The organism is Streptomyces sp. NBC_00435, assembly GCF_036014235.1.
Classification (GTDB): domain Bacteria; phylum Actinomycetota; class Actinomycetes; order Streptomycetales; family Streptomycetaceae; genus Streptomyces.
Genome location: NZ_CP107924.1, coordinates 7,294,273 through 7,308,237 on the forward strand (window position 1 = coordinate 7,294,273; position 13,965 = coordinate 7,308,237).

A 13,965-nucleotide genomic window follows, 5' to 3' on the forward strand; every position below is an offset into this window, starting at 1 on the left:
ATCAGGTATCCGGCCCCAGGGAACCCCGGGCGCCGGGCCCGGTCCGGAGGGGAGTGTTCGATGGAAGACCTGCTGCGCCTCCTCGTAGGCGGTGCGATCACAGGTGGCCTGATCGGTCTGGCCGGTGCCCTCGGCCGACGCGGCCGCAGGCGTCGGGAGGGCGGTGACGCCAACCGCCGCTGACGTTCGGTGTGTGGGGTGTGTGGTGCGGGTGGTGCGGTTGGTGCCCGGGGGGTCGGGACGCCGGCGGCGCACGCGTGGAGCGGCCTCGGACGCGAGGGGGTCCGGAGCGGTGCGGCTCGCCGAACCGCTGTGATTCGCCGGTGAGTTGCCGGAGCGCCGGGGGTGCGCTCCGGGCGGCGGGTCGACGCACGGAGATGTCGGGCCCGTCGTCCCGGTGCAACGGGGGAGCACCGGAGGCGAGGGGGCGGAGGGGGTGGCCTCGCATTGCCTCCGTGGATGCCGCAGAGTGGTCGTCCGCATCTCTCACTCATCCGGGTATCCGGGTATCCGGGCATCCGGGTATCCGGCAGCACCACTGGACCCATGGAGTTCCGCTGTGGCCACGACCTCTGAAGCACCCGGGACGAAGTCCGCCGACGCGTCCGCCGTCCGCATCGAACGCGATGGCCCCGTCCTCACGGTGATCCTCAGCCGCCCCGGAGTCCGCAACGCGGTCGACGGCCCGACGGCGGCCCGACTCGCCGACGCCTTCCGGGTGTTCGAGGAGGACGAGGGGGCGTCCGTCGCCGTCCTGTGGGGCGAGGGCGGGACGTTCTGCGCCGGCGCCGACCTCAAGGCCGTCGGCACCGAACGCGGCAACCGGGTACTGGCCGAGGGCGACGGCCCGATGGGCCCGACGCGGATGCGGCTGACCAAGCCGGTGATCGCCGCGGTCAGTGGGCACGCCGTGGCGGGCGGGCTCGAACTGGCCCTGTGGTGCGATCTGCGGGTGGCCGAGGAGGACGCGACGTTCGGCGTGTTCTGCCGCCGCTGGGGCGTCCCGCTGATCGACGGCGGGACGGTGCGGCTGCCCCGCCTGATCGGCGAGAGCCGCGCGATGGACCTGATCCTCACCGGCCGGCCCGTGACCGCGGCCGAGGCGTACGGGATCGGCCTCGTCAACCGGCTCGTGGCTCCCGGGGAAGCCCGCCGGGCGGCGGAGCGACTCGCCCACGAGATCGCCGGTTTCCCGCAGTCGTGCCTGCGGCACGACCGGCTCTCCGTACGGGAACAGCACGGTCTGGAGGAGCGGGAAGCGCTGGCCGCCGAGTACCGGCACGGCCTCGTTCCGCTCGCCGCGGGGGAGACCCAGGCCGGCGCCGACCGGTTCGCCGGCGGCGCCGGCCGCCACGGCTCCTTCTCCGGCTGAGACGGCCGAGGCCGGCCGGAGACGGCCGAGGCCGCCGGGACGTCCGGGGCGGCGGTGCGGACCGGGCTCGTACCGGAGGTGCTTCCCTTGCTGCCGGTGTTCTCCTGCTCACGGGTGGTCCCCGGTCTCGGCCCCGGAGGTCCGGCCGCGCTGGGCGGGCAGGGTTTCCGCGAACGCGGCGGCCTGGACCAGGTAGGCGTTGCGGAAGTCCCCCGAGGTGTTGCCGGTGTTCCCCTCGTCCATGAGCTCGCCGAAGGTGCCCGACTCGGCGACCTGCCCGGCCTTGAGGACGTGGATGACATCGGCGTGGCGTACGGAGTGCAGCCGGTGGGTGATGAGGACCACCGTCTGCCCGGTTGCCGCGAGCCTGCGCAGCCGGTCGAAGAAGCGCTGCTCGGCGACGGCGTCCAGGGCGCTGGTGGGCTCGTCGACGACCATGATCTGACCCTGCCGGTACCACGCGCGTGCGATCCCGATCTTCTGCCATTCGCCGCCCGACGCCTGGCGCCCGCGCTTGTAGCCGCGGGCGAGCAGGGTGTCGAGCCCGTGGGGCAGCCCGGTGAGGAAATCGCCGGCTCCCGCGAACGCCACCGCCTCCCCGACCGCGCCGTCGTCGATCGGGTGCGTGGGGCGCCCGATTCCCACGTTGACGCGGAAGGTGAACGGCCAGTGCTGGAAGGACTGGGACATGAGCGCGACCCGGGCGAAGATCTGCCTGCGGTCGGCCCTGGCGGCGTCGACCTCGTCCCACCAGATCGTGCCGCCGCCCTCGTCGGGCAGATACAGGCCGGCCAGCAGCTTGATCAGGGTGGACTTGCCCGAGCCGTTCTCCCCGACGATCGCGATGACCTTCCCGATGGGGAACGAGAGCGACACCTCGCGCAGCGTCGGTTCGGCCGTCTCCCCGGCCCCGGCCGGGTAGGTGAAGGTGACCTTCTCGAACCGGACCTCCCGCAGGTGCTCCGGCAGGGACTCGCCCGTGGTGGGGATGGCGCGGGCCGCGGCCTCCTCGCAGAGCCGTTCGTAGTCGGCGACGAACAGGGACTCCTGGTGGAGCTCGGTGATCTGCAGGACGAGGCTGTCCAGGCTGGCCGCGCCGGTGCGGATGGCCAGGACCGCGGTACCGGCGACCGCGAGGTCCATCGCCCCGCCCCACAGCAGCAGTCCGAGCGCCCCGTAGGTGAGGAGCGTCGCGAGCCCGCCGGCGCCGTCGGCCTTCAGTCCGATCCGGGCGGCGTTGCGGGCCAGGCGGGTCTGTTCGCGTTCGCTGGTCTCGGCCATGTTCCGGAAGTGCGCGAGGAGGAACGGGCCGACCTCGTGGACGCGTACCTCCGCGGCGGCCTCCTGCTGGGTCAGCAGCTGGCCCAGCAGGTGCCCGGCGCGGGCGTGCTGGACGAAGGTGTGGAAGGAGATGTAGCGCTGCTTGGAGATCGTCAGCGAGCTCCACGCACTGGGCAGGGTCATCAGGACCAGCAGGGGCAGGAGGGCGATGTGCAGCACGGTCAGCACGCCGGCCGCCGCGATCAGGGAGATTCCCGAGTTCAGGGTGTTGGTGCAGTAGCGGATCATCCGGCGGGCGGAATCTGCGCCGTAGCGGGCGGCGTCCAGCAGCCGGTGGAACTCGTCGTCCTCGATCGCCGCGAGCTCCACCTGGTGGACCAGCCCCAAGTACCTTTCCGTCGCGACCCGTTGAACCTTCGGCTCCAGCGCGCCGGTCGCCGCCGTCGAGGCCGACCGGAGCAGCGACCCGAACAGCGCGGCGACCGCGACCACCACGAGGGCGGGCACAGCCCGGGCCAGCCGCTCGTTCGTCGAGCCGCCGGCCAGGACGTGGCCGAGCACGCTGTTGACCGCGACCAGCCCGACGGCCTGCGTGATGCCGCGCCCGAGCTCGGCGCCCAGGACCAGGCGCAGGGAGCGGGCGTCGGCGACGTGCGCGAGACGCACGCCCATCCCGACCGTGCGCGGCAGGCCCTTGGCCATGGTCCACAGGTCGAGCTTCAGCCAGGCGCCCTCATGGCGTTCCCATCCGATGTCGTACGCCAACTCGCCGCCGAACAACAGCCGTTCCGACTCCGACACGTCCGGGGCAGCGGACCGTTCGGGCTCCTGGTCCCGGTTCTGCACGGGCGTCATACGCGTACCTCTCGACGTCGGGGCAGTGGTGTGCGCCAGCCGGTCGTCCTCGCCGCGAAGAAGTCAACTGCGCTTTCCTGGAAGGGCATTGGTGATCGGCTGGCACTGCCGGGATCAACGACGCCGGGTGCGCGGTCGAACGCACGTCTTTGAGCCGAAGCGGATTCCGTACAGGGGCCCGGAAGCCTTCAGCTGCACGGTGCACGGACCCTTGAGGTGCGCGGGTTCCACCTCCCGGCAGTGATGGCCGAAACGCCGGTGTTGATGCGGGTGTGGCGGACGGGATTGGGAGGTCGCGGTGAGGGCTTGCCGGCCGGCCTCACCGGGGGCGGATCCGGGCGGCCAGGACGGCGACGTCGTCCTCGGCGTGCCGTGCGTCGAGTCCGGCGCAGACCGCGTCCACCACCTCCCGCAGGCTCGCCCGGGTGCCCAGCTGGAGGGCGGCGAGCCTGGCCAGTGAGGTGTCGATGTCCTCGCTGCGCCGCTCCACCAGGCCGTCCGTGTAGAGCAGCAGCGTCTGATCCGCGGAGATGGGCCGGGCGAGGGCCTCGTACCCGCCCATGCCCGTGCCCAGCGGCGGGCCCACGGGTACGTCCAGGAGCTCGCCGGTGCCGTCGCGGGTGAAGACGGCGGGGGGCAGGTGCCCGGCACTGGCGTAGACCGCCGTGGCGCGGGCGGGATCGATCCGTACGAGCAGACAGGTGGCGGGCCTGCGGTTCTCGTCCGCCGCGGACAGGGCGTCCAGCTGGCGCAGCACCCGGTGCGGGGCGAGATCGGTGGAGGCGACCTCGCGCAGGACGGAGCGGTACGCGTTCATGTCGACGGCGGCGTCGAGGCCGTGCCCCATCACGTCCCCGACCGCCAGGAGCGTCCGCCCGAAGTTCAGGCGGATCGTCTCGAACCAGTCACCGCCGACCAGGGCGCGCGGCCCCACCGGCAGGTAGCGGCTGGCGACCTCCAGGTTCGGGTGCGGCCGGCCGGGTTCGGCGACGAGCGCGCGCTGCAGATCGAGTGCGGTCCGCTCGGTCGCCGCGAGGCGCCGGGCATTCCTGAGGTGGACGGCGGCCAGCCGGGCCGCGAAGTGCAGCGTGGCCAGCTCGTGGTCGCTGAAGTCCCCCCGCGTGCGGCAGACGAGGAGCCTGCCGTAGACCTCGTCCGGTCCGGTCAGCGGTACTGAGGCGAGGTACGCGCGGGCCCCCGCGATCCGGCCGGTCCACGTCTCCAGGGGACTGCCGCGGTCCAGCGCCCGGACCACGGGTGCGCTCCGCGCGACGGCTTCCTCCAGGAGACCGCTCGCCCCGGCCACCGCCACGCGCTCCCCGCGGGCCCCGGGGTCATGGCCGATCAGGTCCACCGCCGCGGCGTCGGACAGCGTACGGAAGAGGAAGCCGGCCAGCTCCTGGCAGGTCTCGCGTTCGTCGAAGGAGGTTCCGATCTGCTCCAGGGCCTCCTCCATGGAACGCAGCCGATCCTGCAGCCCGTCGTGTTCCGACACGTGCCTCCCTCGCCCGCCGCATGCCGTCGTCGGCCGCCGTGGAAGGCATTTCATCAGCCGCCGCGGATTCCGGCGGCCAACGCGGGGGGTGTTGCGGAGGGTCGTCGGCATCGCGCGCGGTGCCCTGCGGTCACACCAGGGTCGCCGCGAGCGGGACGGCCACGGCCGCGGCGAGCAGGAGCGTGATGTTGAGGGCGACCCGTCGGTCTCCCCGGGCCAGGTGCACCCCGGTCGCGCCGATCTGCAGGATCACGAACCCGATGGCCGCGGCCAGGGCGAGCCAGGGTGCGACGCCGGTCAGCGGCGGCAGCACCAGCCCGATCGCGCCGAGCACCTCGACCGTTCCGACGGCCCTGACGGCGGGCATCGGCGTGCTGTCCACCCAGGCCATCATCGGGCGGAGCCGCTCACGGCTGCGGACCACCTTGACCCCGCCCCCGTAGAGGTAGAACAGGGCGAGGAGGCAGGCGACGATCCAGTACGCGAGGTTCACGATTTCCATCCATGGCAGCAGTGGTTCCCGGTACGCCGGGCACGCTGCGATTCCACTGCCGGAGCGCGGCGGCTGTCCAAGACCCGTTCCGCCGCGCCGATACCGTACGGGTATCGTGGCCTCATGGAGCTGCGTACGCTGCGCTACTTCGTGGCGGTCGCCGAGGAACTCCACTTCGGCCGGGCCGCCACCCGGCTGCACATGAGCCAGCCGCCCCTGAGCAGGGCGATCAAGCAGCTGGAGACCGAGGTCGGGGCCCTGCTGTTCGACCGGTCGTCGGCCGGTGTCGCACTCACCCCGGTCGGGGCGGTCCTGCTCGACGAGGCGCGCGCCCTGCTCGACCAGGCCGAGCGGGTGCACGTACGCGTGGCCGCGGCGGCCGGCGCCGCGACCCTCACCGTCGGCATCCTGGGGGACAGCACCGACCCGCGCGTGACCCGGCTCGCCGACGAGTTCCGCCGGCGGCACCCGCGCGTCGAGGTCCGCGTGCGCCGGACGGACCTGACCGACCCCACCTGCGGACTGCGCGCCGGCCTGGTCGACGTCGCCCTGACCCGTGCCCCGTTCGACGGAACCGGCCTGACCGTACGCGCGCTGCGCGCCGACCCGGTGGGGGCACTGCTGCGCGCCGACGACCCGCTGGCCCGCCCCGCCGGCCTGGAGCTTGCCGACCTGGCCGGGCGCCGCTGGTTCCGGTTCCCGCAGGGCACCGACCCCGCCTGGCAGTCGTACTGGAGCGGAGGGGAACCGCGCGAGGGCCCGGTCGTGCGCGCCGTACAGGAGTGCCGGCAGGCCGTTCTGTGGAACGGCACGGTCGGTATGACCCTCCTGGACCACGAACCGGGGGAGGGGCTCACCGTGGTGCCGCTGAGGGACATGCCGCCGAGCCGTTCGGTCGCGGCGTGGAACGCCGGCGACACCAATCCGCTGATCCGCTCGTTCGTCCAGATCGCGGCCACGGTCCACCAGGACTGAGCGGGCCCGCGGCAGGGGTCTTCAGGGACCCCCGGCGCGGAAGGCCGTGGCGTGGACGGTGGTGCCGCAGAGCGCGAACTGGCCGCCGTCGTCAGGGGCGAGCTGGAGTCCGCCCCCTCCCACGCCCAGCACGATCGAGGGAGCGACAGTCGGCTCGGCGCCGGAGGCGCAGTACCCGTCCGCCTCGCCCAGCACCGGGGTGAAGGTCAGCCGGGTCGAGGCCCGGTCGCCCACCGCGAGCCGTACGGCCTGCTGCTGGCCCTGGGGGACCACGTCCAGGGGCTTGTTGCGGTCGGGTGAGCCCTGCCCGGCGAGGGCCACGGCGGTGAACCCCTCCAGTACGCACGCCTCCGGACCGTTGTTGGTCACGGTGATCCGCACCTGGGTGCCGCCGAACCGCTGTGCGCCGTCCGCGACGAGCTGCTCGCTCGCACAGGGGGTGTCGGCTCCCCACCGCCCGGCCGGCTCGGGCGCTGCGGCGTAGGCACCCGTGCCCGCGCCGAGGAGCAGGCCGCAGGCCACGGCGCCCGTCACGAGCCAGGGCGAGGGGGATGGGCCGGACGGGGTACGGCGCGCACTGCCCCGGCCCCAGGTCCCCGGTGCCGTGCCCGTCGTGCGGGTCGTCGTGCTGGTCGTGGCACGGGTCGTGGTGCGGGTCATGGGGGCTCCTCGTGGTGTGCGTGACGCCCCCGCCCCGGCCCGTACCCCGCTCCCCGCCGGCCGCGCTGTCCTTCCAGCGTCGCACCGGACCGGGTGGCCCCGCAGCTTTTAACCGGAGTTCGCGGGCGTGTCAAGTCCCGAATACGCGGAACATGACCCGGGTGTGCGCGCCGGGGCTTACTGGTGGAGCGGAAAGGACCTCACCGAAAAGGAAACGAGGGAATATCCGCACCGGCCCGGATCACGGGTCGACCCCATAAATCATCTGCATCTGAACCGGTAGGAGAAGGCCATGAACTTCAAGGCTCGCACCAACAACGTTGTCCGCCCCAACCGTCGCGGTTTCCGCATTGCGACTCTGGTGGCCTCGGCCGCAATGATCTCCGGAGGGGTCCTCCTCCCGGCGTCCATGGCCACAGCGGCTCCGGTGCCCGCTCATGTAGCTGCTGTCGCCCTTCCCTCGGCCGGTGGCGCCGGTGGGGACGGCGGTGAAGGCGGAGGGGGTCTCATCGGAGGCGGCGGCGGCTCCGGCGGCTCCGGCGGCGGCAGCGTCCTCGGTGTCGGCGGCAACGGCGGCAACGGCGGCAAGGGCGGCGAGGGTGTCCTCTCCGGTGGTGGCGGCGGTGGCGGCGGTGGCGGCGGCGACGGCGTGATCGGCGGCAACGGCGGCAAGGGCGGCAACGGTGGCGGCGGCCTCTTCGGTGGCACCGCCGGCAACGGTGGCGGCGGTGGCAGCGGCACCCTGATCGGTGGCAACGGCGGCAAGGGTGGCAACGGCGGCTTCGGCATCTTCCAGGGTGGCGGCGGCGGCAAGGGTGGCAAGGGCGGCCTCGGTGGGCTCCTCGGTGGCCTCGGCGGCGGCGGCGGCGCCGGCGGCGGCAGCATCTTCTGATCGCTGCACCCGACGCGACTGATCGCGGTACCCGACCGGACGGGGTGGAGGCCCTCGGGCCTCCACCCCCAGCACCACCTGCTCGTCCCCTCGTCCTCATCCAAGCGAAACCCGTGTTCACGGAAACGGAGAACCCCCATGTTTACAAGCCCCTGGCAGCGTCCGCTCATCCTGGCTGCGGCCTCGCTGGCCTTCGTCACCGGAACGGCATGCGCCGCGCAGGCGTCCCAGTCCCACACCCCGGCCGGTGCCAGCTCCTCGGTTCTGACGGACCTGCCCTCCAACTGCGGAGGCAAGGGCGGCGAAGGCGGCGAAGGCGGCAAGGGTGGCGAAGGCGGCAAGGGAGGGCAGCCCGGTCAGCCGGGTGAGGCCGGCAAGCCCGGCCGGGCAGGGTGCTTCCGGTTCGAGGACCTGCCCGACAAGACGAAGTCCGAGCTGACGGTGGTGGACAGGGTCCGCATCGTGGTGACCCTGCTGGCCGACGACTCCGACGCGACGAAGGAGAAGATCGCCAAGAAGTACAAGATCTCGGAGGAGCAGCTCGACACCTGGAAGAAGCAGTACGAGGACGGCGACTGGTTCGCCCTGATGGGAGGCAACCTCGCAGTCTCCCCGTGAGGTACGAGGGCGGGAGAGCAGGGGAAGGCACGGCTCGAGGAAGATCACACGGGCCCGTCCGGCAGATGGCCGGCCGGGCCCCTCCTGTACTGGCGTCCGGTCCCCCCGGAATCCGCGTCACGGAAAGCATTTCTCGGCAAAGGAGAAACTCATGCGCACGCGTTCTTGGAAATTCCGTCTCGGTCTGGTCGTTTCTTCGGCTCTGCTCGGCGCCGGTTCGATGACTTCCGTCGCCATGGCGGCTCCGGCGTCGGCGCCGGCCCTGGCGGCCCCGGCCTCCGCCGTTCAGCATCACGGTGCCGGCTCCGGTGGCGGCGAAATCCGGCCGGGCGTGGCCCGGTTCGGCAGTGGCTCCGTGAAAGTGGGCAACGGCAGCGTCCGCGTGGGCGACAAGGTGTGCGCCGGCAACTGCAACGGAACGGTGAACGGCACCAACGGCGGCAGCGGCGGCGTCTGCGCCGGACTGTGCAACGGCAGCGCCAACGGTGGCAACGGCACCGTCGGCCGCCCGGGCGGCGGCAACGGCACGAACGGCGGCAAGGGCGGAGTCTGCGTCGGGGTCTGCGGCGGCAGCGTCAACGGCGGCAACGGTGGAAACGGCGGGGTCGCGTGGCCCGGCGGCGACGGTGGCACCGGCGGCCGCGGCGGCCAGGGCGGCATCTGCCTCGGCACCGGCTGCCAGACCAGTGGCCGCGGCGGGGACGGTGGTGCCGGTGGCGAAGGCTGACCCCGGCCGCGCGGAGGGAAGGGCGCGGGGAGAAACGCACGGAGAACCACACGGTGGCCGGTCCCCGAAGGGGGGCCGGCCACCGTCGTGCGTGGGGGGCCGGGCGGACGGGCAGGCGTACCGGTCCCTGGATAGACTTCGAGGCATGGAAGAGCGGCCTGCCGCGTCCACCGCGCGTCCGTCGCCGGGCCGGCCGGCCGAGGGGGCCCGCTGATGGGCTCGGCACCGAACCGGCGCCTCTACAGCCGGCCTTCCGGCCTGATCGGGAAGCAGATCGCGGGCTACCGCATCGAGCGCCTGATCGGCCGCGGTGGCATGGCCGTCGTCTACTGCGCCAAGGACCTGCGCCTGGACCGCACGGTCGCGCTCAAGCTGATCGCCCCGGAGCGGGCCCGCGACGAGGTCTTCCGGCGCCGCTTCGCCCACGAATCGCGGGTGGCCGCACGGATCGACCACCCGCACATCGTGCCGATCTTCGAAGCCGGCGAGACCGACGGCCTCCTGTACATCGCCATGCGCTACGTCTCCGGCCCGGACCTGCGGGTCCTGCTGGAGCGGGAGGGGCCGCTCCCCGTCGCGACCGCGCTGCGGATCGCCGCCCAGGTGGCCTCCGCGCTCGACGCCGCCCATGCGCACGACCTGGTGCACCGGGACGTGAAGCCCGCCAACGTCCTGATCGCCGAGGGGACCGACAGCGACCACCCCGAACACGCCTACCTCACGGACTTCGGACTGACGAAGAAGGCGCTGGCGCTCACCGGATTCACCACGGCGGGCGAGTTCGTCGGCACGATCGACTACATGGCGCCGGAGCAGATCTCGGGCCGCCCGGTGGACGGCAGGTGCGATGTCTACAGCCTCGCCTGTGTGGTGTACGAGTCCCTCGCCGGCGGGCCGCCCTTCGAACGGGACGACGCCCCGGCCCTGCTCTGGGCGCACCAGTACGACCGGCCGCCCCTCCTGACGGAGAGGCGGCCGGACATCACGGCGCCCGAGGTGGACGAGGTTCTGGGAAGGGCTCTGGCGAAGGTGCCCGAGGACCGTTACGGGTCCTGCCTGGAATTCGTGGGGGCCCTGCGCGCCGCCACCGGGGCCGGTGTGGTCCGCCGCGGCCATCCGCCGACGCTGATCGTCCCCCGGCCCCCAGGGATCCCGGGGGTTTCGGTACACCCGACGCTATCCCCGCCCGAACCGCCGCCGGAGCCTCCGGAGTGGGCCCGGCCGGTGTTCCGCGGCCCGGCGGGCGGGCCTTGAGGTACTCGGCTCAGTACGGGTACGGGGAGGAGGGCCGGGAAGGGGTGCCGGGAAGGGGTCACATTCCCAGGGCGATGGCCATCCGGGTCAGTTCCGCCGTGGTGTGGATGCCCAGCTTGGCCCGGATGCGGCGGAGGTAGGCGTCGACCGTGTGCTTGGAGAGTCCCATGGAGGTGGCCGTCTGCACGTAGGTGCGTCCGGCGGCGATGTGTCGCAGTGCCTCCTGCTCGCGCGGGGCGAGGGCGGGGGCTTCGGTGTGCGGGTTGGCGAGTGTGAGACTCATGGGATTTCCTCCGACACATCGGCTCGGTCATCGCTGCTCACGCTCTTGGAAGCAGAAGACATATCCACGAATGTGGGTGTATGTCCGTGATAAAGAGCCTGTCGGTGGGAGTTCATGAGGGTGTCCGGCGACTGTCACAGGCGTGTCACAGGGAACGTCGGCCCGCGTGCGGCGGCCACGATCGGGGCAGAGCCGCAGGACGGTCGGGGCAGGGCCGCGGCTCCTCGGGCCGCGGCTCCCTCAGAACTCCGTGAGGGACTGCTCGGACCAGATGGTCTTGCCGACGGTGGTGTGCCGGGTGCCCCAGCGCTGGGCGAGCTGGGCCACCAGCAGCAGCCCCCGCCCGCCCTCGTCGAAGATCCGGGCCCGCCGCATGTGCGGGGCGGTACTGCTCGTGTCGGAGACCTCGCAGATCAGGGTGGATCCCTCGTGGATCAGCCGCATCTGGATCGGCGGCTCGCCGTAGCGGATGGCATTGGTGACCAGCTCGCTGACCACGAGCTCCGTGACGAACGCGGCGTCGTCCAGCCCCCAGGCCGTCAGCTGGTCGGTGGCATCGCGGCGGGCCCGGGCGACGAAGGAGGGGTCGGAGGGCAGGTCCCAGACGGCGACCTTGTCGGCGTGCAGGGCCCGGGTCCGGGCGATGAGCAGGGCCACGTCGTCTTCGGGAGGGTGGGTCAGCAGAGCCGTCAGTACCCGGTCACAGGCCGTTTCCAGGGTGGAGGAGGGACGGACCAGGGCCGCGAGCATGCTGTCCAGGGCCTCGTCGATGTCGTGGTCGCGGGCCTGGAGCAGGCCGTCGGTGTAGAGGGCGAGGACGCTTCCCTCGGGAAGCTCGACCTCGACGGTCTCGAAGGGCAGCCCGCCCAGGCCCAGTGGCGGGCCGGCCGGGACGTCGAGGAGGTAGGCCGAACCTTCCGGTGACACCACGGCGGGCGGCGGGTGACCGGCCCGGGCCGCGGTGCAGCGGCGGGTGACCGGGTCGTAGACCACGTAGAGACAGGTGGTGCCGATGCCCCCGCCGGTTTCCCCCTCGGTCTCGTCGGCGCCCAGATGGATGATGAGGTCGTCGAGGTGGGTGAGCAGTTCGTCGGGAGGCAGGTCGACATCGGCCAGGGTGCGCACCGCGGTGCGCAGCCGGCCCATGGTGGCGGAGGCGCGCATTCCGTGGCCCACGACATCGCCCACGACCAGCGCCACCCGCGCGCCGGACAGCGGGATCACGTCGAACCAGTCCCCGCCCACCCCGGCCTCGCCCCCGGCGGGCAAGTAGCGGGAGGCGATGTCGAGCGCCGAATGACTGGGCAGCGTGTGCGGGAGCAGGCTGCGCTGCAGCGTCATCGTGGAGGTGTGCTCGCGGGCGGCCCGGGGGACCGCCGCGACGGACACGTCGGACGGCTCCTGCGCGGGGCGGGCACCGTCCGGGGCGGCGGCGACGCGGGCGCCGGCGAGGTCCGGCGGGAGCGTGCGCTGCTGCTCGACCGCGGCTCCGGCCCTGCTGTGCGCCACCAGGTACACGGCGCGGACCCGGCCGTCCACGTCCCGCAGCGGGGCCAGCGAAGTGGTCCAGCCGTCACCCGTGCCCGTGTCCGTGTCGGCGTCGGCGGCCGTGCCGGTGCCGTTGCCAGCGGGCCGGACGAAGCCGTCCACGTACTGCGCCTCACCGGTCTCCAGCGCCAGGCGCATCCCGTGCTCGGCCGTGTCGCTCACCGGCCCCGGCGCGATCTCCGGAAGCCGCAGCCCGCGCATCTCGCCCTCGGTGAGGGACAGCGCGTGCTTCATGCCGGTGTTCGCCCGCACCAACCGCAGGTCCGCGTCGAAGATCGCCAGCAGGCAGGGGGACTGGGCGAAGGCCCACTCCTTCAGCGTCTCGTCCAGCGGCGTCCCGGTCTCGCCCGCGACGGCCGACACCACGGACCACCTGGTGTTCCCCCCGGTGGAGGTCCAGCGGTGCGCGAGCAGTTCCAGTTCCAGCCGGCGGCCGTCCCGGTGCCGCAGCGCCACCGTGCCGCTCCACCGCTCCTGCCCGGGCGGGATCCGGTGCACCGCGTCGCCGGCGGAATCGGCGAGCAGGCGTGCGGCGGGCAGCCCCACGACCTCGGCGGGCCCGTATCCGAGCAGCCGACGGGCATCGTCGCTCCACTCGGTCACCAGGCCCTGCTCACTGATGGTGGCCGAGGCCGTGTACGCCGGCTCGTGGACGGCGCTCGTGGCATGCGGCCGCTCATCAGGAGAGGTGGGAAGTTGCTCCATCGCCGCTCATCTCGCCCTCGCTAGATCCTTCGCCGCCGTCCCGCGACACCCGTACGGCCAGGGGCTCCACTGACAAGCATGATCCGGCGCGGCGAGGAGCACCAACGCAGTGCCCGCGCGTGCGGCGCCCGCGGGTGCGCGGCTGTCACGCGGGCAGGCCCGGTGACGAGGCCGCCCGCGCGAGGACGAGGGCGAGGACGGTGTCCCCGGTCCGCCAGGCCATCGCACGGCGCCGTCCGCCGAGGACGGGCGGCCGGAGGCCGAGGAGCTCGATGCCGCGCGCGGCGGGGCCGAAGATTCCGGTGCGGTCGGCCTTGACCGCGGCTTCCTTCAGGGCCCATGCGCCGGCCATGGCCTCCGGCCGGTCCGAACCGACCAGGGAGAGTTCCCCGGGGGACAGGACGTGGTCCGCGGCGCGCCGTACGGCGGCTGCCGAGTCCGTCCCGCACAGGTCCACTCCGACCGGTTCCGGTGCGAGGGCCGCGGCGACGTGGTGGGCCGTGTGACTGATGGAGAGGTGCAGGGTGGGCGCCGGGCCGCCGAAGACGAGTACGCGGGGGCTGCCGTCCTCACGCGGGAGGACCTCCACGTCCGCCTCCGGTACGGAGAGGAGCTCGTGGACCAGCTGCTTGGCGAGCCGCCGGCCCGCCACCCACTCGGCCTGCCGCCAGGCCGGGAGCGCGTGGACCACGCGCCGCTCGGCCGGGGAGAGGAACGGCGTCGTCGGGGAGCCGGGGCGCCGGGCCACGACGAGGGCAGCTCCGCCCCATCGGTGTACCTGTCCCGGTGCGATCGGCGGGAACACGC

14 protein-coding genes are annotated in these 13,965 nt (G+C 73.1%); 7 read left to right on the top strand and 7 right to left on the bottom strand.

Annotated elements, in window-relative coordinates:
* The first annotated feature begins 60 nt into the window (after positions 1 to 60).
* Positions 61 to 183, top strand: coding sequence for a hypothetical protein (locus tag OG389_RS32850; RefSeq protein ID WP_328302414.1), 123 nt, complete (start codon positions 61 to 63; stop codon positions 181 to 183).
* Between the two features lie 376 nt (positions 184 to 559).
* Complete coding sequence (locus OG389_RS32855; RefSeq protein WP_328302416.1) at positions 560 to 1,372, top strand: crotonase/enoyl-CoA hydratase family protein; 813 nt, start codon at positions 560 to 562, stop codon at positions 1,370 to 1,372.
* Between the two features lie 108 nt (positions 1,373 to 1,480).
* Here OG389_RS32855 and OG389_RS32860 read toward each other — a convergent pair whose 3' ends face one another.
* From OG389_RS32860 to OG389_RS32870, 3 genes are all read right to left on the bottom strand, one after another.
* A complete protein-coding gene (locus tag OG389_RS32860; protein WP_328302418.1) occupies positions 1,481 to 3,508 on the bottom strand; it encodes an ABC transporter ATP-binding protein in 2,028 nt (675 codons plus the stop codon).
* 319 nt (positions 3,509 to 3,827) lie between these two features.
* Positions 3,828 to 5,003 (bottom strand): PP2C family protein-serine/threonine phosphatase, encoded by a 1,176-nt coding sequence (locus OG389_RS32865; protein ID WP_328302420.1) that lies wholly within the window; start codon positions 5,001 to 5,003, stop codon positions 3,828 to 3,830.
* Positions 5,004 to 5,133: 130 nt separating this feature from the next.
* Positions 5,134 to 5,496, bottom strand: a complete 363-nt coding sequence (locus tag OG389_RS32870) for a DoxX family protein (RefSeq protein WP_328304280.1) — start codon at positions 5,494 to 5,496, stop codon at positions 5,134 to 5,136.
* 123 nt (positions 5,497 to 5,619) lie between these two features.
* Between OG389_RS32870 and OG389_RS32875 the strand changes: the two genes are divergently transcribed.
* Positions 5,620 to 6,471 (top strand): LysR family transcriptional regulator, encoded by an 852-nt coding sequence (locus OG389_RS32875; protein ID WP_328302422.1) that lies wholly within the window; start codon positions 5,620 to 5,622, stop codon positions 6,469 to 6,471.
* Positions 6,472 to 6,492: 21 nt separating this feature from the next.
* On the opposite strand, the gene OG389_RS32880 is transcribed toward OG389_RS32875, so the two are convergent.
* Entirely contained in the window at positions 6,493 to 7,131 is a 639-nt protein-coding gene (locus OG389_RS32880) for a DUF4232 domain-containing protein (RefSeq protein WP_328302424.1), read from the bottom strand.
* A 292-nt stretch (positions 7,132 to 7,423) separates the two neighbouring features.
* Between OG389_RS32880 and OG389_RS32885 the strand changes: the two genes are divergently transcribed.
* From OG389_RS32885 to OG389_RS32900, 4 genes are all read left to right on the top strand, one after another.
* A complete protein-coding gene (locus tag OG389_RS32885) occupies positions 7,424 to 8,023 on the top strand; it encodes a hypothetical protein (RefSeq protein ID WP_328302426.1) in 600 nt (199 codons plus the stop codon).
* Positions 8,024 to 8,161: 138 nt separating this feature from the next.
* Positions 8,162 to 8,641 (top strand): hypothetical protein, encoded by a 480-nt coding sequence (locus OG389_RS32890; RefSeq protein ID WP_328302428.1) that lies wholly within the window; start codon positions 8,162 to 8,164, stop codon positions 8,639 to 8,641.
* A gap of 151 nt (positions 8,642 to 8,792) precedes the next feature.
* Positions 8,793 to 9,368 carry a hypothetical protein gene (locus tag OG389_RS32895; RefSeq protein ID WP_328302430.1) on the top strand — a complete coding sequence of 192 codons (576 nt, stop codon included), beginning with the start codon at positions 8,793 to 8,795 and terminating at the stop codon, positions 9,366 to 9,368.
* A gap of 213 nt (positions 9,369 to 9,581) precedes the next feature.
* Positions 9,582 to 10,622, top strand: a complete 1,041-nt coding sequence (locus OG389_RS32900) for a serine/threonine-protein kinase (RefSeq protein ID WP_328302432.1) — start codon at positions 9,582 to 9,584, stop codon at positions 10,620 to 10,622.
* A 58-nt stretch (positions 10,623 to 10,680) separates the two neighbouring features.
* Here OG389_RS32900 and OG389_RS32905 read toward each other — a convergent pair whose 3' ends face one another.
* From OG389_RS32905 to OG389_RS32915, 3 genes are all read right to left on the bottom strand, one after another.
* A complete protein-coding gene (locus OG389_RS32905; RefSeq protein ID WP_328302434.1) occupies positions 10,681 to 10,905 on the bottom strand; it encodes a response regulator transcription factor in 225 nt (74 codons plus the stop codon).
* A 240-nt stretch (positions 10,906 to 11,145) separates the two neighbouring features.
* On the bottom strand, positions 11,146 to 13,158 hold the full coding sequence (locus OG389_RS32910) for a SpoIIE family protein phosphatase (RefSeq protein ID WP_328302436.1): 2,013 nt from the start codon (positions 13,156 to 13,158) through the stop codon (positions 11,146 to 11,148).
* Between the two features lie 145 nt (positions 13,159 to 13,303).
* Entirely contained in the window at positions 13,304 to 13,906 is a 603-nt protein-coding gene (locus OG389_RS32915; protein ID WP_328302438.1) for a 4'-phosphopantetheinyl transferase family protein, read from the bottom strand.
* Positions 13,907 to 13,965 lie beyond the last annotated feature (59 nt).

Bases quoted from the DNA above. Each gene is read 5' to 3' on its own strand.
- OG389_RS32850 (WP_328302414.1), top strand. From the start codon at position 61: ATGGAAGACCTGCTGCGCCTCCTCGTAGGCGGTGCGATCACAGGTGGC.
- OG389_RS32885 (WP_328302426.1), top strand. From the start codon at position 7,424: ATGAACTTCAAGGCTCGCACCAACAACGTTGTCCGCCCCAACCGTCGC.
- OG389_RS32900 (WP_328302432.1), top strand. From the start codon at position 9,582: ATGGGCTCGGCACCGAACCGGCGCCTCTACAGCCGGCCTTCCGGCCTG.
- OG389_RS32875 (WP_328302422.1), top strand. From the start codon at position 5,620: ATGGAGCTGCGTACGCTGCGCTACTTCGTGGCGGTCGCCGAGGAACTC.
- OG389_RS32895 (WP_328302430.1), top strand. From the start codon at position 8,793: ATGCGCACGCGTTCTTGGAAATTCCGTCTCGGTCTGGTCGTTTCTTCG.
- OG389_RS32880 (WP_328302424.1), bottom strand. From the start codon at position 7,131: ATGACCCGCACCACGACCCGTGCCACGACCAGCACGACGACCCGCACG.
- OG389_RS32890 (WP_328302428.1), top strand. From the start codon at position 8,162: ATGTTTACAAGCCCCTGGCAGCGTCCGCTCATCCTGGCTGCGGCCTCG.
- OG389_RS32905 (WP_328302434.1), bottom strand. From the start codon at position 10,905: ATGAGTCTCACACTCGCCAACCCGCACACCGAAGCCCCCGCCCTCGCC.
- OG389_RS32910 (WP_328302436.1), bottom strand. From the start codon at position 13,158: ATGGAGCAACTTCCCACCTCTCCTGATGAGCGGCCGCATGCCACGAGC.
- OG389_RS32860 (WP_328302418.1), bottom strand. From the start codon at position 3,508: ATGACGCCCGTGCAGAACCGGGACCAGGAGCCCGAACGGTCCGCTGCC.